This is a genomic window from Muricauda sp. SCSIO 64092, from assembly GCF_023016285.1.
In the GTDB taxonomy this organism is placed as follows: domain Bacteria; phylum Bacteroidota; class Bacteroidia; order Flavobacteriales; family Flavobacteriaceae; genus Croceivirga.
Genome location: NZ_CP095413.1, coordinates 4,707,969 through 4,734,062 on the forward strand (window position 1 = coordinate 4,707,969; position 26,094 = coordinate 4,734,062).

19 protein-coding genes are annotated in these 26,094 nt (G+C 40.5%); 12 read left to right on the forward strand and 7 right to left on the reverse strand.

Translation table 11 applies throughout. The features are described from left to right. Window positions 1-39 precede the first annotated feature (39 nt). The 4 genes from asnB to L0P88_RS19520 all read right to left on the reverse strand — a co-directional run bounded on the left by asnB (window position 40) and on the right by L0P88_RS19520 (window position 4,794). Window positions 40-1,848, reverse strand: coding sequence for an asparagine synthase (glutamine-hydrolyzing) (gene asnB, locus L0P88_RS19505; RefSeq protein ID WP_247131566.1), 1,809 nt, complete (start codon window positions 1,846-1,848; stop codon window positions 40-42). A 62-nt stretch (window positions 1,849-1,910) separates the two neighbouring features. Beyond that, window positions 1,911-2,501: a sugar transferase gene (locus L0P88_RS19510; RefSeq protein ID WP_247131567.1), complete on the reverse strand. Its 591-nt coding sequence runs from the start codon at window positions 2,499-2,501 to the stop codon at window positions 1,911-1,913. Beyond that, window positions 2,498-3,706, reverse strand: a complete 1,209-nt coding sequence (locus L0P88_RS19515; protein ID WP_247131568.1) for a DegT/DnrJ/EryC1/StrS family aminotransferase — start codon at window positions 3,704-3,706, stop codon at window positions 2,498-2,500. The genes L0P88_RS19510 and L0P88_RS19515 overlap by 4 nt, the downstream gene beginning before the upstream one ends. Next, the gene (locus tag L0P88_RS19520) at window positions 3,703-4,794 is read right to left on the reverse strand and encodes a glycosyltransferase (RefSeq protein WP_247131569.1); all 1,092 of its coding nucleotides are present in this window, start codon (window positions 4,792-4,794) and stop codon (window positions 3,703-3,705) included. The genes L0P88_RS19515 and L0P88_RS19520 overlap by 4 nt, the downstream gene beginning before the upstream one ends. Before the next feature lie 429 nt (window positions 4,795-5,223). Between L0P88_RS19520 and L0P88_RS19525 the strand changes: the two genes are divergently transcribed. Genes L0P88_RS19525 through L0P88_RS19535 form a run of 3 tightly spaced genes read left to right on the forward strand, consistent with a single transcriptional unit; the run spans window position 5,224 to window position 10,389 of the window. Next, window positions 5,224-7,170, forward strand: a complete 1,947-nt coding sequence (locus L0P88_RS19525) for a polysaccharide biosynthesis protein (RefSeq protein WP_247131570.1) — start codon at window positions 5,224-5,226, stop codon at window positions 7,168-7,170. Window positions 7,171-7,201: 31 nt separating this feature from the next. Then, on the forward strand, window positions 7,202-7,975 hold the full coding sequence (locus L0P88_RS19530) for a polysaccharide biosynthesis/export family protein (RefSeq protein WP_247131571.1): 774 nt from the start codon (window positions 7,202-7,204) through the stop codon (window positions 7,973-7,975). 20 nt (window positions 7,976-7,995) lie between these two features. Beyond that, a complete protein-coding gene (locus L0P88_RS19535; RefSeq protein WP_247131572.1) occupies window positions 7,996-10,389 on the forward strand; it encodes a GumC family protein in 2,394 nt (797 codons plus the stop codon). Between the two features lies 1 nt (window position 10,390). Here L0P88_RS19535 and L0P88_RS19540 read toward each other — a convergent pair whose 3' ends face one another. Next, entirely contained in the window at window positions 10,391-11,134 is a 744-nt protein-coding gene (locus tag L0P88_RS19540; RefSeq protein WP_247131573.1) for a tyrosine-protein phosphatase, read from the reverse strand. 482 nt (window positions 11,135-11,616) lie between these two features. Between L0P88_RS19540 and L0P88_RS19545 the strand changes: the two genes are divergently transcribed. The 4 genes from L0P88_RS19545 to L0P88_RS19560 all read left to right on the forward strand — a co-directional run bounded on the left by L0P88_RS19545 (window position 11,617) and on the right by L0P88_RS19560 (window position 15,356). Next, window positions 11,617-12,105 carry a VOC family protein gene (locus L0P88_RS19545; protein ID WP_247131574.1) on the forward strand — a complete coding sequence of 163 codons (489 nt, stop codon included), beginning with the start codon at window positions 11,617-11,619 and terminating at the stop codon, window positions 12,103-12,105. Window positions 12,106-12,115: 10 nt separating this feature from the next. Next, a complete protein-coding gene (locus L0P88_RS19550) occupies window positions 12,116-12,592 on the forward strand; it encodes a (2Fe-2S)-binding protein (protein ID WP_247131575.1) in 477 nt (158 codons plus the stop codon). Continuing rightward, window positions 12,589-14,799 carry a xanthine dehydrogenase family protein molybdopterin-binding subunit gene (locus tag L0P88_RS19555; protein WP_247131576.1) on the forward strand — a complete coding sequence of 737 codons (2,211 nt, stop codon included), beginning with the start codon at window positions 12,589-12,591 and terminating at the stop codon, window positions 14,797-14,799. Before L0P88_RS19550 ends, L0P88_RS19555 begins: the two co-directional genes overlap by 4 nt. Window positions 14,800-14,912: 113 nt before the next feature. After that, window positions 14,913-15,356, forward strand: a complete 444-nt coding sequence (locus L0P88_RS19560) for an EthD family reductase (RefSeq protein WP_247131577.1) — start codon at window positions 14,913-14,915, stop codon at window positions 15,354-15,356. Between the two features lie 372 nt (window positions 15,357-15,728). Here L0P88_RS19560 and L0P88_RS19565 read toward each other — a convergent pair whose 3' ends face one another. Together L0P88_RS19565 and L0P88_RS19570 are read right to left on the reverse strand one after the other, a co-directional pair. Next, window positions 15,729-16,535, reverse strand: a complete 807-nt coding sequence (locus L0P88_RS19565; RefSeq protein WP_247131578.1) for an L-2-amino-thiazoline-4-carboxylic acid hydrolase — start codon at window positions 16,533-16,535, stop codon at window positions 15,729-15,731. A gap of 92 nt (window positions 16,536-16,627) precedes the next feature. Then, the gene (locus tag L0P88_RS19570; RefSeq protein WP_247131579.1) at window positions 16,628-17,713 is read right to left on the reverse strand and encodes a family 16 glycoside hydrolase; all 1,086 of its coding nucleotides are present in this window, start codon (window positions 17,711-17,713) and stop codon (window positions 16,628-16,630) included. Between the two features lie 565 nt (window positions 17,714-18,278). On the opposite strand from L0P88_RS19570, the gene L0P88_RS19575 reads away from it, so the two are divergent. From L0P88_RS19575 to L0P88_RS19595, 5 genes are read left to right on the forward strand one after another with little or no spacing between them, the layout of a single operon-like run. Then, window positions 18,279-18,995: a hypothetical protein gene (locus tag L0P88_RS19575; RefSeq protein WP_247131580.1), complete on the forward strand. Its 717-nt coding sequence runs from the start codon at window positions 18,279-18,281 to the stop codon at window positions 18,993-18,995. A gap of 2 nt (window positions 18,996-18,997) precedes the next feature. Further along, the gene (locus L0P88_RS19580; RefSeq protein WP_247131581.1) at window positions 18,998-21,766 is read left to right on the forward strand and encodes a TonB-dependent receptor domain-containing protein; all 2,769 of its coding nucleotides are present in this window, start codon (window positions 18,998-19,000) and stop codon (window positions 21,764-21,766) included. 3 nt (window positions 21,767-21,769) lie between these two features. Then, window positions 21,770-22,954: a DUF4249 domain-containing protein gene (locus L0P88_RS19585; RefSeq protein WP_247131582.1), complete on the forward strand. Its 1,185-nt coding sequence runs from the start codon at window positions 21,770-21,772 to the stop codon at window positions 22,952-22,954. Beyond that, the gene (locus L0P88_RS19590) at window positions 22,942-24,252 is read left to right on the forward strand and encodes a DUF4249 domain-containing protein (protein ID WP_247131583.1); all 1,311 of its coding nucleotides are present in this window, start codon (window positions 22,942-22,944) and stop codon (window positions 24,250-24,252) included. Before L0P88_RS19585 ends, L0P88_RS19590 begins: the two co-directional genes overlap by 13 nt. Next, window positions 24,240-26,039: a hypothetical protein gene (locus L0P88_RS19595; RefSeq protein ID WP_247131584.1), complete on the forward strand. Its 1,800-nt coding sequence runs from the start codon at window positions 24,240-24,242 to the stop codon at window positions 26,037-26,039. Before L0P88_RS19590 ends, L0P88_RS19595 begins: the two co-directional genes overlap by 13 nt. Window positions 26,040-26,094 lie beyond the last annotated feature (55 nt).

The window sequence follows — 26,094 nt, forward strand, 5'->3', positions numbered from 1 at the left end:
GACAAAAGAAGGTGCGGGTCTGAACAGACTTGCACCTTTTTAGTTTAAAAAGCCAAATTCCGTATACCACTTGCTCAAAACATATAGCTTCCAAATGTTAGCGGTATGATCTTCAATTTCGTTCATATGTTCCTCATACATTTTTTTGAATACAGGAATGTTCAAGTTGGGAACCTTTGAGAGAAAAGTATCGTTTAAAGCACCATCGAACTCCTGTCTTAATTCCTTTCGCATCCACTTTCCGATTGGTACGGCAAAACCTTTTTTAGGTTGATCAAAGATACTTTCCGGAATATATTCGTTCAGAATATCCCGTAATATCTTTTTCTGTCTACCTTTCTGGTAGCGAAATGACATGGGTAGGTTTCTTGCATATTCTATTACCCTGTAATCTAGAAAAGGACTTCTAACTTCTACAGAATAGGCCATGCTGGCTCGATCCACTTTAACGTTGCTATCATTTTCCAACCAGAGCTTTATGTTTAAATCAGCAGCCTTTTGCAAAAAAATTGTGGACCATTTTTTGAAGCCTTGGTAATGCTTCATCCAATCTTGTTTTCTTTCCTTCAATAAGAGCCCCTTTCTGGAAAAAATGTTTTCAATAAAATCATTTCTGGTTTTTGTATTTAAAGCATTCCTTACCCTATGGGAGTTTTGACCTATTAGATTAAGGAAAAAAGGACGACTTAAAAACTTCCTAAGAAAGTACGGTAGGTCTATTATTCTTTTATTGCGGATCAAAGAGTCGAAATAAGTATACCCAATAAAGCTTTCATCCCCACCGTCACCCGATAGGGCCACCGTAACATGCTCCTTGGTCACGGAGTTCAACAATAAGGAAGGTAGTGCAGAGCTATCACCAAAGGGCTCATCATAGATTTTGGTCAGTTGGGGAATAAGGGCGATTACATCTTCAATTTTGCAAATGGTCGTTTTGTGATTGGTATCCAGGATTTTCGAATAGTGTTCTGCAATTTTGCTCTCGTCATACCTCTTTTCGTCAAACCCAATAGAAAATGTATTTATTTTTGATTCAGATACTTCCGTTGCAATACTGGTCACCAGGGCCGAATCTATCCCCCCGGATAAAAAAGAACCAATGGGAACGTCCGATTGAAGTCGAATTTTCACCGCATCCCTTAAAAGATCGTGTAATTCACTCTTGGCCTGTTCGTAGGATATATTTTTGATATCCACCTTTTGTAGGTTCCAGTATTCTTTAATTTCAAGGGTGTTCTCATTGAGATCCAGAATCATGAAGTTCCCCGGAGGAAGTTTGGAAACCTCGTTTACAATAGTATAGGGACTTGGTACAAACATGCAGTCCAAAAACATGGAAACTGCTTCGGCATTTACGGTCTTTCCTTTTAATAACGGTTTTATTTGGCTACAAATCTCAAACTTCCCTTCGTTCCAATAATAATAAAACGGTTTCACTCCAATTCTGTCCCTTGCAGAAAAAACTACATTTTTATCCGTATCATAAATGGAAAAGGCATACATTCCATTGATTTTTTGAAGCAACCCTTCCTTCCAAGCTTTGTATCCCAATAATAAAACTTCTGTATCGCTTTGGGTCTTGAATTCATATCCAAGATCGGACAATTCTTCCCGAAGTGGCACATAATTATAGATTTCCCCATTAAAAACAATATGGAGATTTTCATGAACCATGGGTTGATTGGACCTTGGATCCAGATCCAGGATAGCTAACCTGAGGTGTCCTAGTGTAAGATCGTTCACTTTTTCAATTCCAGTAAAATCAGGACCTCGATAAACAATGGAATTCAGTTTTTCCTCGACTTCACTTGTATCATATGGGATGTTGGTGATATATATTCCGCACATGGACTAATTTGATTAAAAATGTGTTTTACTACTACTGTTTTAATTTCCCGAGCTGCACTATTTTATCGTAACAAAATGGCATAAAACGTCTGTAAGATAATGGACACATCAACAAAAAAACTTTTTTTGTTGATGTATTCCTTGTTCAGTTCCAGCTTTTTGGGAAGGATATCCGAAATGTATTTTTCTTCAGGATTTTTAGCGGCTTTGAGCATTTCATTTTCATTTCTAAAGTGGATGGAGGCATAATCTGTAATCCCTGGTTTTACCGAAAAAATTATTTTATCATCTTGCGAATATAGTTCGGTGTACTTTCGTACTTCGGGCCGCGGTCCTACCAAACTCATGTCACCAAGAAGGACATTGAACAATTGGGGAAGTTCGTCCAATTTTAATTTCCTGAGGTATACTCCCACTGATGTAACACGGCTATCCCGGTTCCCAACGGTTAAGAGCCCCTTTTTATCCGAACCAACATGCATAGTTCTGAATTTTAAGATTTTGAAATCCTTTTCATGTAGACCAACACGTGTTTGCTTGAAGAAAATAGGTCCTTTTGATGTTACCTTGATCAGAAAGGCAATTATAAGCAATAATGGGGATAGGATGCATATACCGAGCAGGGCACTACCGAAATCAAAAATTGCTTTCATCCCATTACTTTTTCTACAGCAAGACTGACATTGTCCATAACATACTGAAGCTGTTGATCGGTTAGTTGTGGATAAATGGGCAGGGAAATCTCATTTTTGAATTGCTCATATGCCATTGGATAATCCTCGATTGCATACTTCATGTCCTTAAATAAGCTTAACAAAGGAAGGGGCTGAAAATGAACGTTTACAGCAACTCCCGTTTTGGATATTTCTTCAATAATTGAGTCCCTTTGACTTTCAGAGGCCCCTTTTATTCGAAGTGCATAGAGATGACAGGACGAAACGGATCCATTATCTTGGTATGGAGGTAATATGGCCCATTCCTTGTTTTTGAAAAACGAGTTGTAGGCTTCAAAGATTTGCACCCTTTTAGGCAAGATTTCTTTTGTGTAGTCCTCTATTTGACCTAAGCCTATGGCAGCAAGGACATCTGGCATATTTATTTTTAACCCCGGATAGATGATGTCATATTTCCATGCTCCAGCCTTGGATTTGGTAAAGGCGTCCTTGGTCTGGCCATTTAACGAGTAACACCTTAGTAGGCCATATAGTTCAGCATTATCAAAGGGTTCGGGAAGGTTGAGGCAGATGGCTCCTCCTTCTGCAGTTGTCACATTTTTTACCGCATGCAATGAAAAGATGGTAATATCGGTCAGGACACCGACCTCGGTACCCTTGTAGGTAGCCCCAATGGAATGTGCTGCATCCGAGATTACCATAATACGGCCCAACTTTGCTTGGATGTCGTTTGAGGGTCTGTATAGGGATTGATGTTTTCGTGTCAAACGATTTATTTCATCATAATTGCATGGCCACCCCGCAATATCTACGGGCATGATGACTTTGGTGTTTTTGGTAATGGCATTTTCTATGGCCTCGACCGAGATATTAAAATCGTCATTAACGTCCACGAGAACAGGTTTGGCACCGGCATGTATAACTGCCAGGGCAGTTGCAGAATACGTATATGCTGGTATAATAACTTCATCGTTAGGTCCCAATCCAAGCCATTTTAGGATAAGTAATGCACCCGAAGTCCAAGAATTTACACATAGGACGCTAGGTGCTCCGGTTAAATCCGAAATATGATTTTCCAATGACTTTACTTTTGGACCCGTTGTAATCCAACCGGATTCCAAAGATTCGAGTACCTCTTTTTTTACGGATTCATTAATGAACGGTGGTGAAAACGGTATGGTCATATTAAATTTCTATAGAGATTGATGTAGTTTTTACTAATTACGGAAAGGCTGTATAATTCTACATTGCTAAGTGCATTCTTGGAAAGCGTGTTGCACAAAACCTTATCTTTAAATAACCTTATTATTGCATTTGCCAGGGCTTGGGAGTCCTGAATAGGTACGATCAAAGCTTCCTTCATATGTCTGGCAATATCCCTAACACCGGGAACATCGGTAGTTACCAGTGGCAATCCAACTGCCGAGGCCTCCAATAAGACCCTCGCAAACCCTTCCCTGTAAAATGTTGGCAACGCAAAAACATGGGATTTCTTAAGCAAGTCCGTGATATCTTTTCGCTCTCCCAACCACTCTACATACGCACTGTATTGGTCAAGGATTTTTTCATTAAGCCTAGTCGTGTCTTCCTCTAGGGGACCCACAAGCATAAATCTTATCTTGTAGCCCATTTCGGAACAGATTTTTGCCGCCTCTAGGTAATTCACTATACCTTTTTCATAAATTAATCTTGACACACATATAACGGTGAATACTTTACCATTCCTGGGTGCTATGTCCTTAATGTCCCCAAGAGGGATTCCGCTTCCGTATATCATGGAATGATTGGAAGCCGTGATCAGTCTATTCTTTAAAAAAATGTCCCGATCCTCAATATTTTGAAAAGTGGTGTGTTGCACCTTATTGCGAACAATGAAATGAAGTAGGACATACAAAAAACGGCCAGGTAAACTTTTAAGGTTTTGATTGATGAATACTTTACCAAGGCCAGTGATGGTTCGCACAATGATTACCTTTTTACCAAATAGGGACAGCGGTACTAAAAAGGCCGGTTTGGTATCAAAAGTTTGAATAAGGTCAAAATCGTTTTCCCTGACAATTTTCCTGTATTCAAATACCGTTTTTATATCTGAAACAACATTTAAGCTTCGCTTTAAAGAGTATTTAATAAAGTTGATGTCCTCGGGATAGTTGTAATCCTTAGTGCCCAAAATGGTCACTTTAAAATTATCGTGAAGCAGTTTCTTTGATAAATCAATTCTCTTATGGGCATCTTCTCCACCAACCAAACAAATATGGATGCGTTTACTCATGCAAAATTCATTTACGGGCCAAATTTAAATTTTAGCTATTACACAACTGGGAGTTTTTAGGATTATTGTCAAGGTTTTGGCTGAACTTCACGGAATATCAGTTGAAACGAACATCATTTGGTGCAGAAACGGTTTGGAACATAGTGGGATTTTGTCATAATCCATTCATACTTGTATCAAAAGTTTGACTGGGAATTGCTTGCTGGCCCATATGGTTTGCGCTGTTGCTCAAAAACAAGGTGCTTTTTGAATACTTGTTATTGCAAATCACTTCAGCGGATTTAAGAACAATTTGAGCGAATTATTTCCCCAAAAATCCCCTTCGCATTGGCAAATAAGTATTTTTGGTCTGCGAAACATCAAAAACCTTAGGTTAACCTAAGATAACCAAGAGAAGTTCTAAATAACTATATCTAAACCCCAACCATCATGATAAAGAATTACATGACCAATACGGTTTTCAGGTATGCTTCCAAATGGCTTGTGCTGGGAATAGATTTGATCATTGTAGGCCTGTCATTTGCCCTCTCTTACTTTGTACGATTTAACTTAACCCTAAACTTTGATGTTGACAAGTTATTGATACAATTGCCCTTGGTGCTTGTTTTTGCACTAATGTCTTTCATCTTTACCAAATCTTACAAGGGAGTAGTAAGGCATACCGGGGTTAGGGATGTGTATAACTTGTTCAATGCAATTTGTCTCCTTAGTATTCTTTTGGTCTTCATGGTAATTTTAAACAAGAAATTCTACTTGATAGATGATTTTACCATTCCTTTATCCATTATCATTATTCACAGTTTAATAAGTTTTGTTTTTCTTACCTCTTCCAGATATATTTTTAAAACGCTTTATTACAATCTTGTAAATAGCCTACAAGTCAAGGCTTCCAAAAACATTTTAATTTATGGTACGGGAGAATCGGGGATACTAACGCATAATGCCTTGACCAACCATAGTAAAAACAATATAAAGGTCGTTGGCTACATTACAAGTGATAAGCGGAAAATAGGGAAGAATATAAATGGTGTGACCGTATTTGGGGAAGAAGTTTTGGAAGAGAATTTTATTCTTGAAAAGGATATTACCGAAATTATTTTTTCTGAGCAGGACATAGATCACAATAGATTACGTCAGTTGGTCGAAAGTCTTGTTGATTTTCCGGTTCTTGCCAAAATTGTTCCACCTGTTGAACATTGGATAGATGGCGAATTAAAAGTCTCACAGATAAAACAGGTTCAAATAGAGGATTTATTGAACAGGCTACCCATTTCGATAAAGAATTCCAAGATTTCTGATGAGCTCAAGGATAAGATAGTCCTTGTTACGGGGGGAGCAGGTTCAATAGGGAGTGAAATTGTTAGACAAATCTGTACGTACGAATATAAATCCTTGATAATTATTGATCAAGCCGAGTCCGCACTATATGATTTGCAGCAGGAATTGAAACAGAATGGTCATCACAATTTTGTTTCAATAGTGGGGGATATAAGGGATAAAAATAGAATCAATCTTATTTTTCAGGAATACAAACCAAATCTTGTATTTCATGCGGCGGCTTATAAACATGTTCCATTAATGGAATACAATTCCTACGAGGCAATTAAAATAAATGTGGCCGGAACCAAAACACTGGTAGATCTGGCGCTGCATCATGAAGTGGACAAGTTTGTTTTTGTTTCTACCGACAAGGCAGTTAATCCAACCAATGTAATGGGGGCAACCAAACGGATAGCGGAGATGTACATTAGTTGCATGCAACAAAAGAATTCTACCAAGTTTATTACCACTAGATTTGGCAATGTTCTTGGGTCTAATGGTTCCGTAATACCGTTGTTCAAAAAACAGATAGAAAAAGGAGGACCACTTACCTTGACCCATAAGGAGGTTACTCGTTATTTTATGACCATTCCAGAAGCTTCCCAACTGGTTTTGGAGGCAGGTGCAATGGGTGATGGGGGAGAAATATTTATTTTTGATATGGGTAAATCAATCAAGATTTATGATTTGGCCAAGAATATGATAAAGCTTTCAGGGCTTAGATATCCTGAAGATATCAATATCAAGATAACCGGGTTAAGGCCTGGAGAAAAACTATATGAGGAGCTTTTGGCCAATGGGGAAAATACGCTTCCAACATATCATAAAAAAATAATGATAAGTAAGGTCAGGGAATTGGATTATGCCAAGGTGAGATCTAAAATAGATGAGCTTTGTTTGACCAACATGTTCTTTAATGGGGACACCATAAAAATCATGAAAGAAATTGTACCGGAATATATCTCCAAAAATTCCAAATTTTGTGAATTGGATACTGACCAAAAGGAAATAGTTGCTGAGGATAATAAATTAGAGAAACAGGTTTGGCAATCTTAATTTTTACTACACTTGTAAAAAAAAGCCCATTATGCATTTATTGAGATTATCCCGCAACTTTGGTTTATTACTTGTTGTAAGCATGTTATTCTTTTCATGCGGTTCCAAAAAAGATGTAGTTTATTTTCAGGATGCCAAAAAATTTGAAACCTTGGTGGATGACAATATCTCTTTGACAAAATTCAAGGTAGATGATGTTATCAGCATACACGTGTCTACATTGGACTCGGAAGCAAGTGCTCCTTTCAACCTTTTTCGTGGATCGGGTCAAGGAGGATTTGCGCAGGAACAAGTAGACTATATCGTGGATAAAAAAGGTGAAATAGATTTTCCAGTAGTTGGTAAGTTGAAAATAGAAGGATTATCGCCTGAAAAGCTGCGACTTTTATTGAGGGACAAACTCAATGAATATCTAAAGAACCCTATTATTAATATCAGGTTGAAAAACTTTACGGTCACCGTTCTGGGTGAGGTAAATAGACCTGGAACCTATCAAGTCAATGGAGAGCAGATCACCATTCTGGAGGCTATTGGCCTGGCGGGTGACCTAACGATTAAGGGTATGCGGGATAATGTTTTGGTAATCAGGGATTTTAACGGCGCAAAAGTCTATGAAAGAATAGATTTGACAAGTAAAAATGCGATGAAATCCCAAGTGTACTACCTTACTCAAAATGACGTTGTTTATGTAGAACCGAACCAGTCTGCCGTTACCTCGTCAACACTTGATAATAGGGCATCCATAGCAATTTCCATAATCTCCTTACTTGTTACTTCAACAGTAGTTATCTTGACAAGAAATTAATTTAAGTCTTATAAACGAAAATGGGGGCAAAGTTGAATAATAGTACTCCTAGCAACAAAAATTTAAAAGAGTATATAAAGGTTTACACCAAGCATATACATTGGTTTGCGCTATCTGCGATTTTTGCTGTTGCCATGGCATTTTTATATATCAGATACACCACCCCGCAATACCAGGCGAAAGCCAAAATACAAATATTGGAAGACAAGGGTTCTTCACCTGAACTTAGTCTATTTCAAGAGTTGGATATTTTTTCTGGGTCCAAAAACAAGGTAGAAGATGAGATTGACATTATTAAATCCAGGGGAAATTTTATCCAAGTGGTAAAAAAACTTGGAATCAATGTAAGGATTATCGCCCTTGGTAACATAGCTGACACGGAAATATACGTTAAACCACCTTTTAGGATAAACTTTATTTCATCAGATTCAATTATTGATAATTCCACATTCGAGTTTCTTATAAACTTGAACGATAGTGAGACTTCTTTTGATTTTGGTAAGGAAGAGAATAAATCCTTCAAAACGCTCTCGTTTGGGAAGAATTTCCCATCACCTATTGGGGATATTGTGATTACCCCTACGGAGAATTTTAAGTCATACAAAAAGCAAAGGTTCAAAGTAATAGTAAAACCTGTTTTCAAAATTGCGGAGTCATATAAGAAAAAAATTTCTTTGAAGATAGCATCTGAATTTTCCAACATCATAAACATTTCCCTTAATGATCCCATTCAGGAAAAGGCCGAGCAGATTTTACAGGCGCTCATAGAAACCTACAATCAAAATGCGGTAGATGATAAGAGGGCGATTGCAGATAAAACCTCGGATTTTATAGAAGAAAGGATCAACGATATCTACTCCAACCTGGCTGCAGTTGATCAGAGCGCCGAGGATTTCAAGACGGTAAGGGGCTTAACGGATATTTCTTCGCAAGCGAACATTAACTTAAATGTGAGTGCTGCCAGCCAGCAAGAGCTGGAAAATGCAAAAGTACAATTGAATATTGCAGCCTCCATGAAAGATATTGTTGATAATCAGGGGGATTATGATTTTTTGCCTTCCAACATAGGGTTGTCCGATCAGTCCATAGCCACTACGACTTCCAAATTCAATCAATTGGTTGCCGAACGAAAACGATTGTTAAAAAGTTCCAATGAGAAAAATCCGGTTATTGTAAATTTAGATCAGCAACTGGCGGGCTTAAAGCAAAGTATGCAATCAAGCTTGAACAGTATAGAGAATAACCTGAATTTAAAGGTAAACAACTTAAGTGGTCAGGTATCCCAGCTTAACTCAAGAATTTATTCGGCTCCAAAAAATGAACGTGCGTTAAGGGATATTACAAGAAGACAGCAAACTACGGAATCCCTTTATCTTTATCTATTGCAAAAAAGGGAAGAATCACAAATTGCATTTGCTTCGGCGACCCCTAAATCAAAGGTTATAGATTACCCATATGGCAACAATAATCAACCCATATCGCCGAATAAGCCCATCATATTTTTGGCATCTTTTATTTTAGGTTTGGCAGTTCCTTTCTCAATTGTCTATTTAATGGATTTGATGGATAACAAAATCCATAACAAAGCCAATTTGGAAAAATATACAGGTGATATTCCCGTAATTGCGGAGTTGCCAAAAATACGAAAGAAGGAAGATACGCTCATTAAAACAGATGAACGTACGGTATTGGCCGAGTCCTTGAGGATTTTAAGGACAAATTTAGATTACGTACTTAAATCCAAATCATCACAACGAGATAGGATGGGAAGTTCAATTTTTGTGACATCCAGTGTTCCTGGTGAGGGAAAAACCTTGGTATCCTTCAACTTAGCAATGATTTATGCCAACGCCAACAAAAAAGTACTTCTAATAGGTGCAGATATAAGAAACCCAAAGATTTATCAGTTCTATAATGCTAAGAATGTGGATAAATTAGTTAAAAAGAAACTGAACAAAGATAACTTGGGATTAACCGATTTTTTGGTGAATAGGGAATTGGTGCCCAAAGATATTATTTCTTCAATTCTTGCAAACAACCAAACCATTGATATCATTTTTGCGGGAAAAATACCTCCGAATCCAACGGAGTTGTTAATGAATGAAAGGATGAACGATCTATTCCATGAGGTAAAGGAAAAGTACGATTATATCATTGTCGATACAGCTCCTTTAATGGTGGTTTCCGATACGCTTCTAATCAGTGGAAATGCCGATTTAACGTTGTACGTCACCAGAGCAGGAATTACCGAAAACAGTGTCATTGAATTCCCAATTCAATTGCAAAAAGAGGGAAAGCTAAAAGGATTGTCCTTTATTGTGAACGGGGTAAAGAGCGCTAACCTGGGTTATGGAGGAAAATATGGTTATGGCTATGGAAAATCCACAAAAAAGTGGTATCAACTTTTCGGATAGGTCAATGCTGAAATAGTTCGGCATTCCGATGCTTAAGGACTTGAATTTTGTTAATATGGTCTTTCTTTATTTTTATGGACTTGATACCCTTTAAATGCGATAAATTATGGACATCGCTACCTAGAAAGTCATAATTTCCGGTATCCAATAACTTCCAAGAAGTCCGTTTGATTTCCTCCCCATAATAACCCCCTAGCGAAAGTAGGTTTAACTGAAATTTGACACCTGCAGACTTGTATTTCAAATAACCGCTAAAGTCCTTACTAAGATATTGATAGCGCTCAGGGTGTGCTAAAACAGGAAAATATCCAGCGTTTTTTATAAGTTCAATGGAAGCCTCAAAATTTATGCTTGGTTGCAGATAGGACATTTCTATCAAGATATGGTCCTTATTTAAGGGGAGTACTTCATTGTTGACCAAGATTTTATCAAAGTTGTCATCAATCATGTGTTCCGCGGCATAATTCAGGTTAACACCCGTAAAATCAGTTCCCTTAAGATTTTTTTTGAGCTTTTCATAAGAGGTTCTTATAGTCTCTGGCGTATTGTCATAGTAATTGCTCATGATGTGTGGTGTACAGATAAAATCCGTTACCCCTATTGCTGCAAACCCTTTGATCAATTCCATTGATTCCCCCACATTCTTGGCACCATCGTCTATACCGGGTAGAATATGGTTGTGGATATCAATAAAGCCCGCCAAATAATCAACTAAAAACCCTTTCTTGGAGAAAAATGTGAACATGCGTAAAATTTGGAGTACAAATATACACTTCCTTTGCGCTCGGGAGTTCAATTGTGGGATGATACCAATAGTGCAAGGTATTTCGGGTAGCTATCGTTCTTTCAGTTTGCCATTTCAAAAATAGGAGACCACTGACTCCAAACGGAATAATAGGGTCATGTAGTTCGTGCCGGGCAAAGCGAAGATGGGGTAAGTTCTTTTTGAACCCTATCTTCCTGTCCCAAAAGGGCAACGGTTTAGGTTGGCCATCGCACTTTCCAATACAAATTCTTTCCCATTGGTCGGCTACCGAAAGGGGTATGGCATTCATTCATGCGCCCATCTGTTTTGGACCATTAAACACCTTTTTGGTACCATTAGTACCCCAGTTGGGCATTTTACCATCCACCTGGGCAGATCCTTCTACTATTTTTAATCGTACTAAGGGGTTTAAAAGCAAATCGAAATCACAAACCACTTAGGATTTTTAAAAACAAGTTTAAATGAGTTCAATACGACATGCGGCCCACCTACATCATCAGTCCTTTTTGGTCAAAGACTTGGAAAGTGAAGCCGCCACGCTGACCAATATCATGGGGGTTACCTTCAATGTTTGGAAAATAGCACCGGAAATCTGTCTGGTCAATGGGGATTTTAAATCGTATTCATTTAAGGTGGCCATTGCTTCCATTGGCACCAGTAGCCTTGAGCTTATTTCCCCTTTTACCGGGGAAAGCATTTTAGATCAACATTTGGCAAGTAGGGGGGAAGGCTACCACCATTCGGGAATCTCGTTTTATGACCACAGTGCTTTCATATCCGCAAAAAGTGATTTGATCGCTAAAGGTTTCAAACCGATTCAGTACGGGAAAACGGATGCAGCATTTGAGTTTGGGTATTTTCAGTTGCCTACTGCCGGCATAATTGTAGAACTGCTGTACATGGAAAATATGCCCGAACCGGATTCAATCATTGTAAAACGCAACCTATAAAACGAACCCTATGGCCATTATACGACTCAATGTGAATGGAATTGTCCACGAAAAGGAGATGGACCCCCATATGCCACTGCTCTGGGTGTTAAGGGATATCTTGGGATTGACCGGTACAAAATTTGGCTGCGGTATTGCCCAATGCGGGGCCTGTACGGTACTTGTTGATGGGAAAGCCGTACGGTCATGTAGTATTAGGGTACAGTCCGCCGTGGACAAAGACATAGAAACCATTGAAGGGGTAGAAGCTACGCCTTTTCGTTCTTTGCAACAAGCTTGGATCGATGAGCAGGTACCACAATGCGGCTATTGCCAAAGTGGTCAACTAATGAATGCCATAGGATTTTTAAAAAGCAACCCAAATCCAACGGACGAAGAGATTCTAAATGCAATGTCCGGTAATATCTGTAGATGTGGGACCTATCCCAGAATTTTAAAGGCGATACAATCGGTAGTGGAACAATCCTCCAAGAACACCGGCATATGAAAACAATGAACTCCAGAAGGGATTTTTTAAAAAGAACAGGTTTGGCAAGTGGTGGGTTGGTCATAGGACTGAATTTCCTGCAAAGTTGTGTCAATGAGGTGGTCAATATCCCTGCCAATGCCGCACCTCTGGTCGATTTGGAAAATGGTTTTCGAGCGCAAGGAGCACTTTCCGTAACGGACTTTTTACAAATAAGGCCGGATGGCAGCGTTTTTTTGAGCCTTACAAAATATGAAATGGGTCAAGGGGTGAGTACGGGATTGTCCTCTATCCTTGCGGAAGAGCTTGAGGCCGATTGGGAAAAAATCAATGTAAAATACATCAAGTCCTCAGTAAGTGAATCCGATATTACCGGAGGGAGTACAAGCACGCTGCTGCACTGGGACCTACTTCGAAAAGCAGGAGCCTTCGCAAAATACCTGTTAATAGCGGCAGCAGCCAAGGAATGGTCGGTCTACAAAGATCAATGTTATGCCGAAAATGGGTATATCCATCAACATGGAAGTACTGTAAAATTGGGATATGGGGAACTTGTGGGGAGCGTTGTGGTCCCCGGGAACTATCGGACCCTTTTCGACGAAGTTCCGCTTAAATATCAATCCAAGTTCAAGTTGATCGGCAAAAGCCTGAAAAGCAAAATAATTCCTGATATCGTCACAGGAAAACATCCCTTTAGTATTGATGTGCGATTGCCCAATATGAAGTATGCAGCTGTACTTAGATGCCCTGTATTCAAAGGAAAGCTACTCAGTTTTGACGCCTCCGATGCACTAAAAATACCGGGTGTAGAAAAAGTAGTGGGGATTGAAGGGGTTATTCTGGATCCGGCTACCCATATTAGGGACGGCGTTGCGGTAATCGCCAATTCCACCTGGGCCGCATTTCAGGGAAAGTTAGCGGTAAAGGCCGAGTGGGATTTGGGCGAAAATGCAAAAATAGAGCACCAAAAATTTGTTGCCGATTGTCTGGAGCAATTGGATAGCGACAAAGGCACCGAGATTTTGCGAATAGGTAAGAAAATCAACACTTCCAAAATGGATGAGATCATTTCATATACCTATGAGTTCCCCTATCAGCACCATGCCTGTATGGAACCCTTAAATGCCACGTCACATTTTAAAGGGGATTCCTGTGAAATGTGGGTGGGTACACAATCGGCGGACAAAATCATCGCCAACATTGAAAAACACTTGGGAATCCCAAAAGAAAATATAAAGATCAACTGTCATCCCAGTGGAGGAGGTTTTGGTTTGCGATATTCCTCAGAATATGCGGTGGAATCCATGGTGGTATCCAAGGCAGCCGGCGGTGATTTGGTCAAAATGTGCTATAGTCGGGAAGATGATCTCAAGTTCGATTATTTGAACCCATTTGAACTCAACAAACACACGGTTGGTATTAAGGATGGTAGGCCACTATTTTGGGATTTTAAGAATGTAATGGCCAATTGGGGGGGACTACTGGGTTGGATGTATTATGATATTCCCAACTGTTCTGGAACACAAATAACAGTGGATGGTTTCACCCAGGTCGGCGCATGGCGATCGGTGATGGCCAATGCAGAAGGCTTTTCCACGGAATGCTTTATGGATGAAGTGGCCCATGAATTGAATAGGGATCCTTTGGAATTTCGGCTCAGCCTGCTTCCTCGGAACAAAATAGTGGATTTCAGGCACAGTCATAAATGCAACATCAATAGGTTGCGTGGAGCTCTGGAATTGGTGGCGAAAAAAGCGAGGTGGGGAAAATCGATGCCCGAAGACAGTGCTCAGGGCATAGCAGTCTATCCATATATGCACGGTAATGGCTATGGAGCGGTCGTAGCTGAGGTTTCCATTGCCAACAATGCAATAAAAGTGACCAAAATTACTGCTTCCATCGACTGTGGCCTGGTCATAAACCCGGACCAGGTAAGGCAACAAATGGGAGGGGGCGTTATATGGGCACTATCTGCCATATTTTATGGAGGTACGGAATATGTGAACGGCGTTGTACAGCGCAGCAACTTTCATGATAATCCAGTACTCCGAATCAACGAAATCCCTGAAATAGAAGTGCATATTTGTGAAAACGATGAAACCCAACCGTGGGGCGTGGGGGAAATAGCGGGGCCACCCACCTATGCCGCGGTATGCAATGCCATTTTTGCCGCTACCGGAAAACGAATAAGGAAACTGCCCATCAAAAAGAGCGTACTGGCCTTATGAACCTTCTGTTAACATTTAGGGGTTTTTAATAAGACTTTGTCTAAATTTAACCAAATAGCCTAGGTATCAGGGAAAAAGGATGGAATGAAAAATTAATGATAAAACCGATGTATATGACCACAAAAATCAAATTCCTTTCAATAATCTTGGTTTTTACTGCTTTCGCAAGCTGTAAAACGGGCCAACTGAAACACGCATCGGCTCCGGAAATGGGCGGGTTTAAAGTAGCCATATTGTATCCAAATGAGGAAAACGTGACCTTTGACATGAACTACTACCAGGAAAAGCACATGCCCATGGTAGCCGGGTTTTTAGGGGAAAATTTAAGATTTTATGAAATAGATAAGGGCATAGCGGGCAGGACACCTAATGATAAAGCACCCTTTGTGGCTATTGGGTATTTTTATGTCAAGAATATTGCGGAATATAATGAAGCCATAGCAAAAAACAGGGAGGCAATCATTAGTGACTTCAAAAATTACACGAATGCCAGACCCACGCTATCAATCAGTGAAATTGTGCAGGTACAACCGAATCCTGTAAAGGGAAAAGACTGAAATTCAGCACCGAACACGGTCCGGTAATGAGCGGAAGTTAAAAACAACGGAGGTCCGACTTTACATAAAAGTCGGACCTTTCTTTATCGTGGGACATCAGTAAATCGAAACCTAACTTTGTAAAAGGATGAATTTTGGGCGTAACCAGTGGGGTATTTTAACATGAGTTTTTCGATATTATTTTTTATCAGCCAAAATCCGTCAAATTGAGTGGTTTTTCGTAATGAAATGAAGAAAAATTGTATCGAAATTAGGATTTTGCAAGAAAATTACTTGCCGGCCTCGCCGGCAAGGTAGGTTTTTCGATACATTTTTGTCATCGCAAAAACACTCAGAATGACTTAATTTTCTTATATCGAAACTCACGCCATTTCAGATTTTTCTATATCTAAAATCGCAAATGTCCGCGCCCTTGGCAATGGTCCCGGTCCTGATCATTTCCAAACCTGCCAGGCGGGTCGTAATCTTGTCAACTTCACAGAGAATGGGACTGTATTGAGATGCTCCATGCTTTAGAAACAGCTTGCAAATTCCACATTCAGAGATGTTTATACCGTATCCCAAACCAAAGGTTTCCTTTTCATCCGTTACAATATGGGCCCTGAAACCGTCTTCATGCCCTTTGGTTTGAATTCTCTTGTTCAGTTTCCCAACTAGAAATCTTCCAGGAACTGTTCCAATTAATTTTACGGGTAATTTCTTCACATAGGCCTGTATCCTGTTTTTGGGCCTCACATAGTCCTCTGCAATTCCAATAGCTATCGCTTTGATCTGTGGATAAGATTCCCCATTTTTTTCAAGCACTTGTATCAAACCCAAAAAGAATGCACAGAAGTCCAAACGCTTGTCCATTGGATTTTTTGAAGTGGCCGCAAAGGAAACATCTTTTGAGATTTCCTCAAATTTCTTTTCAGTTTGATTATAAAGGGATTTGTAGTGTTGTGGATAGTAGTATTTTAGAATTTTATAAAAGGATTTCCTGTATCCAAGAAAATGGGCTTTTTTTAGGAAAACCTTCTTTACGAACCCAAAAAGGACAAGGCCTATTAGCGGGACAAAAAGGATATACCAATTGCTCCAAATACCCGATTCATAGAGATATCCTGCCACCCCAATAATAATCGACCATTTGAGAACAATGTACCCTATGCCTATCCAAATCAAGGACTTATACTTCATTTTTGCCATCTGAATAAACGAATATACACTACTTCTGTCATTTGGTTTGAGGACCTAAAAGCTACGCGGTTACGTATCCTCCTTCTTCCATCTCAATCCAATTTTCCCATAAATCCCCACCCATTGGCCTTGTCAATGACCAAGCAATGCAATGTATTGTTACCTTCTTTAAGGTTGAGGTGCAGCACGTTGGTGTCGATATCCAGATGGCCCGTATGCTGTGGTCCTTTCACTCGGAAAGCATTGTTTCCCGAGAAGATGGGTTTCTTGTTCAAATAGACCGTCACCCGATCACTAAAGTCGAACGAAAAACGCCGTATGGTGTCTTTGTCAACTTCAATATTTTTGGAAACGATGGCAGCATATTCCCTATTGTTTTCAAACCTACCGGCGGATTTTCTTCTGACGTACTTGGAAATGGGGAGTAATCCCGAACTTTCGGTATGCACTTCCTTATCCGGCAGGTCGAGCGCCCTTTCCAATGAGAAATTTTCTTTTTGGAATGGAAACCCTTCGGATAAGTACCACTTCCTTACAATACTGGGATTAGTGTTTTTGTTCCCTGGTATTGGGTTGACCCCATAATTGCTATTCGATTTTGAAAACTTAAAATTTGAAAACCGATTGGCGTATAATGAAAATATCCCTATTTCACCGTCTTTGTTCGATGTCCGCAAACGGTCAATGGAGAAGGCTTCCTCATCATTTAAAAATACCGTGGCGCTAGGCCCCAAAACCACCAACTTGAGCTTGTTCCAACCCTTTTTCTTGAATGCTACTTTGGCTTGATATTCCCTATACAGTTGCCAGTTGGTCTCTTTATGGAAAATAGGGGTGTACTGCATGGCATCAACTTGGTTTGATTTGTGACAGCGAATCAGGACTTCCTCCATGGTATCTTCCTGTTTTCTAAAGATGATACCGGCAAAGCTTCTGTTGTCATTGGCATATATCTCCAATTCTATGGTGCCGTTTACAAAGTTTTCGTTTTTTAGGATGGCCTCACCGTTGAGTAACATGGTTTCCCTTCCATCAAAAGTTTCAAAAACTGTAGTATCCCTTTCAACTAGCTCCCAATTTTGGATATGCATGGGAACTGCCCCTTTGGTGGACTGGCCGAAGGCAGAAATGCCGACCAATAGTGCCATTAAACCGTTGCCAATAATCAATGATTTCATTTTACCAATTTGTTTTCTTTTTGATGTGGTAACCCCTATTCATTTGATGGAATCTTTTACGGCAGTTTAGGACTTGGGAAATTCTAAGTTGCTCCAAACTGTGGAAATACTACCCAATACTACTTCAGATGATGTATTTCCATGCGCATTAAATGCCAAAGGCAAGGATTAATGATACGGGGGATCGGTATTTACATACGAATAGGTTTGGCATTCCTTGAATCTGGAGAAAACAATTAGGACGGATGGCGCAGTAAATGTTGAGGGGCTCCCTATTACCCCTGGAATGGACGTGTGCATGGCCTTTATTTAACTAAAATGCTGGATATCTGCTCATTAATGGGGTGTTTGGGGACTTCATGTCGATTTTAAAACCGTGTCAATAAGACCTTTTCCGGTTATGATCCGAAAACACCGAAACGTAATTTCAAACAAAAGTTGTCCTACTGCTTGGGGCAGTGTTCGTGGATTGTTATTGCATATTATCTTTAAAATCGATCTGACTACTAGAAACTTGCTCTTGAATTTTTTTTATTCTTCAAACTTACTTCGGAAATATGGTCCATTGGGGGTAGCACTATTGTTGTTCAATGGCATTCACGCCCAAACGGATAGGAATACGGAGCCTTTTTACAATTGGTTCGACACAAAGATTGGCATTGAGAATTCCGGATTGTATAAAGGAACCATTTATACCAATGATTTCACGGTTATTAATGAAAAGCATCAGTTTTTTAATTCCCCGGAATTGGAATTGGGAAGTGTAACATTTGATGGACAAACCTATTATGACCAAAAAATAAAGTATGATTTGTTCAACGATGCCCTATTGATTACACCCAAGGATCAGACCAATGCCCTGCTTATTATCCCGGAACGTACAAGAACGGAGGGTTTCTCAATAGACGGACACCCATTTATTAAAGTGGATAAAAATGTTGAAGGATTTTCAGGGGCGTTGGGATTCTGTGAGATTGTTTTTAAAAAAGGGACGTCCATGCTTCTTAAGAAGTATCGGAAGGTGAAGGTGGATAAACGGGAAACCAGAACAGTATACCAGGAGTTCGAACAAAAGGTCAACTTTTTTGTATGGCATGCCAATACATTTTATCCGGTGGATTCCAGAAGGGAATGGATGTTGGCTTTCCCTAACCACAAGGAGACCATTAAAAACTACCACAAGGCATATGGCGCATTGAGAAGAAAGGATATTGATGCCTTTACGGCCATGGCTTTCGATCACTTGTTTCCGTTGGAACAGGACCAAAACACCACTTTTTGACCATGGGAAATCGCATAGTAGTGTATTTGATGTTGATATGGGGTCTTTACACCAGCGCCCAACAAAACACGGACCCGATTTCGATAACTTTTAATGATGTAACACGGGTAGGTGTTTTGGAGCAATTGGAAGACCTCACGGAATATGAGTTCTTTTATATTCCGGAATGGTTCAACGATGAACTCATTACGGGCGATTACCAGGAGGTATCCATAGAATTCCTGTTGGGGGCTATTTTTGAAGGCGGGAATATCAATTATTTTTTGATTGGGGATCAAAAGGTTGTGCTTACCCAAAACAACAGTATTTATGACCAATTGCCCCAAGGTTTTTTTGGAAGGAAAGAAAAAACGGCAATTACGGGGACCGCAGTGGAAAAAGAAACATCCCCGGTTTTTTACGATGATTTCATCTCCAACGAAAGGAAAAGGGTAGAGACCCATAGGATTGGAAAGGAGAATACGGATAACATTCGGGAAAACTATACATTATCCGGTTTTGTCAAAAGAATGGAAACGGGTGAACCCATCTCCAATTTGGCCGTAGTGGTAAAGAACCAAAATCGGGGTACCGTAACCGATAATGAGGGTTTCTACGAAATTGATTTAGTGGCCGGTGTCAATATGCTTCAAATCAAAGCCCTTGGCATTGAAAATGTTGAGAAGCGCATTATCATGTACAACGATGGTACGCTCAATATGGAACTCAGAGAAAGTCTGCAACGACTGGATGAAGTAACGGTGACGGCGGAAGCCAATAAAAACGTAACGGATACCAGTACGGGCACTGAAGAAATTGATGTTGAAGCGTCAAAGAACATACCTCTGGTCCTAGGGGAAAGGGATGTACTGAAAGTTGCCACTTCCCTACCAGGAATTTCCACGGCAGGGGAGGGTGCGATAGGTTTTAACGTAAGGGGAGGGAACGCCGACCAGAACCTCATACTTTTTGATCAGGCCGTGATATACAACCCACAACACTTTTTCGGCATTTTTTCGGCCTTGAATCCATTCGCCATTGGTGAGCTTAATATCAATAAGGGCAATATCCCCGCAGAATACGGAGGAAGGCTTTCTTCGGTATTCGACATCAAAACAAAAAATGGAAATACCGAAGAATTTGCTGGAGAGGCCTCAATTGGTCCAGTAACCGGTAATCTGTTATTGGAAGTTCCCGTGGTAAAGGAAAAGTCCTCACTTTTAGTAGGAGGCAGGGGAGCTTACGCCAATTGGATTTTAAGGTCATTGGATGACGAGTCATTGAACAACAGTGAGGCTTCCTTCTATGATGTCATGGCCAGCTATAGGCACCAATTTAATGAAAAAAATAGCCTTAAGGCCACGGCATATTACAGTAGGGATGATTTCAGTATCTCTTCCGACTCCCTATACATCTATTCCAACAGGCTCGTCTCTTTGGCATGGAATCGTCAATTCAGTGAGAAAACCACAGGGAACCTTACATTGACCAACAGTGAATACGGGTTCAACATTGAGTTTGACAGCGATTCCGATGATGATTTTGACTTAGGATATGCAATCATGGAAACCACGGCAAAGCTAAATATGAACTACTTGTATAGTCAAAAATTTAGACTCAACTACGGACTGGAGGGTAAACTATACAATGTATCACCTGGGAGCATTGAGCCTTTGGGCGACGGTTCCATTGTAGAACCTTTGGATATTGATGAGGAAAGGGCTTTGGAATCTGCTGTGTTCCTATCAGGGAACTATGATGTTACGGATAAGCTTTCCATAGATGCAGGTATCCGATATTCCTTTTATGCGGCATTGGGAGAAGCATCCCAACGGGTATTTGCCGAAGGGAACCCTAGAAATGAAGGGACCGTGATAGATACGTTGAACTTTGATAGGAATGCAGTTATCGAAACCTACGGTGGTCCGGAGTTTCGTTTTGGGGCAAGATACTTACTGACACCGGATTTTTCGGTGAAGGCCAGTTACAACAATATGATCCAATATATCCATAGGTTAACCAATAATACGACCGTTTCACCCATAGATACCTGGAAACTTTCGGATCTGAACATAAGCCCGCAACGTGGAAGGCAATTTTCCCTGGGATTCTATAAAAATTTTGATCGCAACACCTATGAGTTAAGCCTTGAAGGGTATTATAAAAGGAGTAATGACATTTTGGATTTTAAAACCGGGGCGCAACTTCTCCTAAATGAGAATATTGCAACGGAAGTTGTACAGGGAAAAGGGAAATCCTACGGAATTGAATTTCTGGTACGTAAAAACAGTGGAAAATTGAATGGATGGTTAGGGTACACCTATTCCCGTTCATTCATCCAATTTGACAGCCCTTTTTCGGAGGAACGAATCAATAATGGCGATTTTTTCCCCTCTAATTTTGACCGCCCGCACGACCTTAGTTTGGTAGCGAACTACAAGCTAACAAAGAGGTTTAGCCTTTCCACAAATTTTGTCTACCAAACCGGAAGGCCCGTAACCGTTCCGGTCGGTAATTTCAACTTTAATGACGCCGAATTTTCCTTGTTCAGCGACCGCAATAGCTTTAGGATCCCTGACTTTTACAGGCTTGATATTGGTCTTAATATCGAAGGAAACCATAAGATCAAAAAATTTGCCCATAGTTTTTGGACCATTTCTGTATATAACGTCCTGGGAAGAAACAACCCCTTCTCGGTCTTTTTTGTAACGGATGATGGTCAGGTCCAGGCGGTTAAAAGCTCTATTTTCACCATACCCGTACCGGCAATAACCTATAATTTCAGATTTTAAGGGATGGAGGCATTGGTAGGATATATGGATAATAGTTTAACGATTGCAAGTATTCTCCTGTTGACCTACAGTTGCACGGAGCCTTTTGAATTTGAGGCAGAAGGGTTTGAAAATGTCTTAATAATTGATGCAAGTATAACGGATGAGGTAAAGACACAAGAGGTGTTTTTGTCCCGTTCGTTCGTCTCGAATGAAACCGCTGTTCAAGAAAGTGGCGCCATAGTGAGCATTAGGGATGATAGTGGGGCCGAATATCAGTTCCAGGAAGCAGAACCGGGTCTGTATAGGTCCACTGTCGATTTCGGAGCCGTAGAAGGGCGGGATTATAGCCTGCAGGTGAGGACGAATGATGGGGATGCGTATTCTTCCACTATGGAGACACTTCCCCCCAAAGCGGAGATAAATAGACTTGAAGTGGTAAGAACCACCAATGAGAGGGGTATTGATGGTGTGGCGATATTGGCCAACGCTATGGGTCCGGGAGGAGAGGTCGGGTATTATAGATATGAGTATGAAGAGACCTACAGAATAGTTTCGCCTTTTATAACATTTGCGGAGTTGGTGGTCGTTTCCGAAGAACCACCCCTCCTTGAACTCAGTCCAATAGATCGGGAACAACGTATTTGCTACAATACAGAGGTATCAAATGTGATTGCGATAACCGATACGGAAGGTTTTTCGGAAAATAGGGTGAGTGATTTTCAAGTGAGGTTTATTCCACAAGACGACGAAATAATAGCGAGCAGGTACAGTATTTTGGTCAGACAGTATACGCAATCTAGGGAAGCGCATGTCTTTTATGAAACCTTGCAGGAATTTTCGGGTATTGAAAACCTGTTTACCCAAACCCAGCCTGGCTTTATCAATGGTAATATAAGCCCGGACAATGATTCTGGGGAAAGGGTATTGGGCTTTTTTGAGGTGACCTCGGTCACTTCAGAAAGGGTGTTCTTCAGTTTTGAGGATATTTTTCCCAATGAGGTTCCCTTCTCTCCCTTTTGTGAAATAAGGACCATAGATTCCAGGGATCCCTCCCTGTTCAATCTCATTACATCCAACAGGTGGAGATTTCTATCGATACTTCCCACGGACTCGGATGTCATACTGATATATGAAATTGCACCCGCCCGTTGTGTGGATTGCAGCGTGTTCAATACAACCGTTGAACCTGATTTTTGGGAAGATTAATTTTTACGATGTTGAGAAATCCCATAGCCATATCATTTGTTTTTCCAGTGTGCTGGGGCAGACGGTCTTCTTTAGGGGGTTATAAGGATTACAGCCGTAAAGTCGACGGGTTGCCTTTTGAAAGGTATTGTAAAAGTGGTCTGACCATTTTGGGTATGCTCTTGATCGTCCTCAGCTGTACGGAGCCCTTTGAATTTAACGCGGAAGAGTTTGAAAATGTTTTAATAGTTGAAGCGGGTATAACGGACGAGATGAAGACACAGGAGGTGTTTTTGTCCCGTTCGTTTGTCGCGGACGAAGAAGTGGTTCAGGAGCGTGGTGCCACGGTAAGTATTATGGATGACGTGGGGGTTGCATATCAGTTTCAAGAAGCAGAACCGGGTCTGTACAGATCCACAATTGATTTTGGAGCTGTGGAGGGTCGTGAATATAGGTTACAGGTTGGTACGGCTGATGGTGCTTCCTATTCTTCCACCGTGGTGACACTTCCTTCCAAAGCGGAAATCGGAGAGCTCCGGGCAGTGAGGACCACCAATGAAAGGGGTATTGATGGTGTGGCCATATTGATCAATAGTATTGGTCAGGATGATGGTGCTGGATTTTACAGATATGAATATGAAGAGACTTATAGGATACAATCCGCTTTGGTGGGATTTGAGCGATTAATAGTGGCCTCGGAAGACCCACCAACGCTTGAACTGGTTTGGAATGATAGAAATGAGCATTTTTGTTACAATGGACAGACCTCCAATACAATTTCCATAACGGATACGGAAGGTTTTTCGGAAAACAGGGTAAGTGATTTTCAAGTGCGGTTTATTGATAGAAGGGACAGGATAGTCGCGAGCAGATACAGCATTTTGGTGAAACAGTTCAAGCAATCAAGGGAAGCACATGTTTTTTATGAAACCTTACAGGAATTTTCGGGTATTGAGAGTTTGTTCACGCAGACGCAACCTGGTTTTATCAATGGCAATATAAGCTCCGACAATAATCCCGAAAACAGGGTATTGGGCTTTTTTGAGGCGACAGCAGTGACCTCCAAAAGAATTTTCTTCGATTTTAATGACATTTTTACGGAAGAAGATCCGGGAACTCTTATTTCCGAATGCGAAGAAACACGGAGCATTAGATTGTTTGACCCTGGACTGTTTGCCTTGATAACATCGGGCAATTGGAGATTTTTGTCCACAGATCCCTTGGATGAGACTCAGACAACCTACTTATTGGTAAAAACGCGATGCGTGGACTGTACTGTGTTTGGCACAAATGTTAGACCGGATTTTTGGGAAGATTAGTTTTGGATATGTTGAAAAATAGAATAATTGTATGGGTAGCTTTTCTGTTTTGCTGTAGTAACTACGGACAATATGAAGCACATAGTGACGATACCTCAATGTATTCCCAAATAGGGAAAGAGGGTGTTTTTATCCATTATAATGCTTCCTTACTTTTTGTAGGGGAGTATTTGTACTACAGTGTGTATTGCCAAAACAAGAAAACCGGTAAAGCCAGTGATATCAGTAAAATAGCCTATGTGGAACTGATAGGGGAGAAGGGTACGGTGATATTTAGACAGAAGATAGGTTTGGAGAATGGAAGTGGTCAAGGGGATTTCTTCATCCCTGTATCCGTGCCCTCTGGCAACTATAAGCTTATTGGATACACACAATGGATGATGAATTGGGGTGAAGCATCCTTTTTCCAGGGCGATGTAAGCATTCTCAATCCGTATACCAATGTACAAAAGCCTTTTCTTGCCGATCAGGATGCCAGTGGAGCAACCGAAAATACCCCATCAACACATTTGGAAGGGGAACGGAAAAGTAAATCCGTATCAAGTAACAATGGCAAAATAGAATTGGAGCTGGTTGGGGAGACCCTGTCAAAAAGGGAAAAGGTCACGATGGTTTTGCGAAGTATGGACGATGAAGCCTCCTTTGGCCGTTTTTCAATTTCCGTAAGGAGATATGATAGTCTTTATCACCTTGAAAGGGCAAACTCCATAGGCTTTAAAGAAGAACTTGATCGAGGCTCCCAGGAAGTATTGTCCCCAAAAAATATCCTACCGGAAATGAGGGGAGATCTGTTATCCGGAACCATCAGTACGGACAAACCACTTTTATCACTGGTCGATCAGAAGGTTTTGTTTTCGATGGCCGGAGAGGAATACGATTTAAAAGTGTTGACCACCAATGAAAAAGGTGATTTTAGCTTCTCCTTGAAGAATCAATACACAAGTGATACCGCTGTATTTCAGGTTTTGGGACATGAGCGGGAAAACTATACGATAACGCTAAAAGAGAAATTGTATCCGGACTACAGCCATTTCACGTTCAAAAAGTTCGCGTTGCACCCAAAAATGGAAAAAGTGATTTTGGAGCGGAGTATTCATAATCAAGTTGAAAATGCCTATTTCAGTGCAAAGCCGGATACGGTCAAAACAGCTAAAAAAGGTATTCCTTTTTATGGAACAAATGCCACGGCATACCACCTGGACGACTATACAAGATTTCCAACATTCAAGGAAACCATAGTGGAAATCGTAAGTAATATTTGGGTCACCAAGGACAAATCCGGGGAGCCTACCTTAAGGATGGGTGCCAAAAATTCCAGTTCCTATGACATTGGATACCCACCCCTTGTTATTGTTGATGGGCATGTACTCCAAGATTTTGAAAAGCTAATTCAATACGATGCCAGAAACATAAAGACCATAAGTATAACAAAAGACCTCTACATGATTGGGGGGCGAATATTTCAGGGTATCCTCGATGTGGAAACCTTTGAAAACAATGATCGAATGGTACATGCCCCATATGTACAGGAGGTAACCCTGTTAAAACCCTTGCCCAATAAAAACTATTTTAAACAGGTGTATACATCAGAAAATAGGCCGGGTTTAAAAAAGATACCGGATTATAGGCATCAGTTGCTATGGCTTCCAAAAATTGAGCTGGAGACCGCGATGGAAACCGTTGAACTTTTTACCTCTGATGTATCCGGCACTTATGAAGTAACATTGGAAGGATTTACCTTTTTAGGGGAGCCGGTTTCCATCAAAAAGCAGTTTAGGGTAAAATAGGCCGAAGTCCCAAAAAGTGACCAAACTGGAACGGGGCATCACAGGTAAATGGAAT

Excerpts from the sequence above, each read along its gene's own strand:
- asnB (WP_247131566.1), bottom strand. The coding sequence starts at position 1,848 with ATGTGCGGAATATATATCACCAACATCCCATATGATACAAGTGAAGTC.
- L0P88_RS19550 (WP_247131575.1), top strand. The coding sequence starts at position 12,116 with ATGGCCATTATACGACTCAATGTGAATGGAATTGTCCACGAAAAGGAG.
- L0P88_RS19545 (WP_247131574.1), top strand. The coding sequence starts at position 11,617 with ATGAGTTCAATACGACATGCGGCCCACCTACATCATCAGTCCTTTTTG.
- L0P88_RS19565 (WP_247131578.1), bottom strand. The coding sequence starts at position 16,535 with ATGAAGTATAAGTCCTTGATTTGGATAGGCATAGGGTACATTGTTCTC.
- L0P88_RS19535 (WP_247131572.1), top strand. The coding sequence starts at position 7,996 with ATGGGGGCAAAGTTGAATAATAGTACTCCTAGCAACAAAAATTTAAAA.
- L0P88_RS19525 (WP_247131570.1), top strand. The coding sequence starts at position 5,224 with ATGATAAAGAATTACATGACCAATACGGTTTTCAGGTATGCTTCCAAA.
- L0P88_RS19530 (WP_247131571.1), top strand. The coding sequence starts at position 7,202 with ATGCATTTATTGAGATTATCCCGCAACTTTGGTTTATTACTTGTTGTA.
- L0P88_RS19570 (WP_247131579.1), bottom strand. The coding sequence starts at position 17,713 with ATGAAATCATTGATTATTGGCAACGGTTTAATGGCACTATTGGTCGGC.
- L0P88_RS19580 (WP_247131581.1), top strand. The coding sequence starts at position 18,998 with ATGGGAAATCGCATAGTAGTGTATTTGATGTTGATATGGGGTCTTTAC.
- L0P88_RS19515 (WP_247131568.1), bottom strand. The coding sequence starts at position 3,706 with ATGACCATACCGTTTTCACCACCGTTCATTAATGAATCCGTAAAAAAA.
- L0P88_RS19520 (WP_247131569.1), bottom strand. The coding sequence starts at position 4,794 with ATGAGTAAACGCATCCATATTTGTTTGGTTGGTGGAGAAGATGCCCAT.
- L0P88_RS19555 (WP_247131576.1), top strand. The coding sequence starts at position 12,589 with ATGAAAACAATGAACTCCAGAAGGGATTTTTTAAAAAGAACAGGTTTG.
- L0P88_RS19585 (WP_247131582.1), top strand. The coding sequence starts at position 21,770 with ATGGAGGCATTGGTAGGATATATGGATAATAGTTTAACGATTGCAAGT.
- L0P88_RS19540 (WP_247131573.1), bottom strand. The coding sequence starts at position 11,134 with ATGTTCACATTTTTCTCCAAGAAAGGGTTTTTAGTTGATTATTTGGCG.
- L0P88_RS19510 (WP_247131567.1), bottom strand. The coding sequence starts at position 2,501 with ATGAAAGCAATTTTTGATTTCGGTAGTGCCCTGCTCGGTATATGCATC.
- L0P88_RS19560 (WP_247131577.1), top strand. The coding sequence starts at position 14,913 with ATGACCACAAAAATCAAATTCCTTTCAATAATCTTGGTTTTTACTGCT.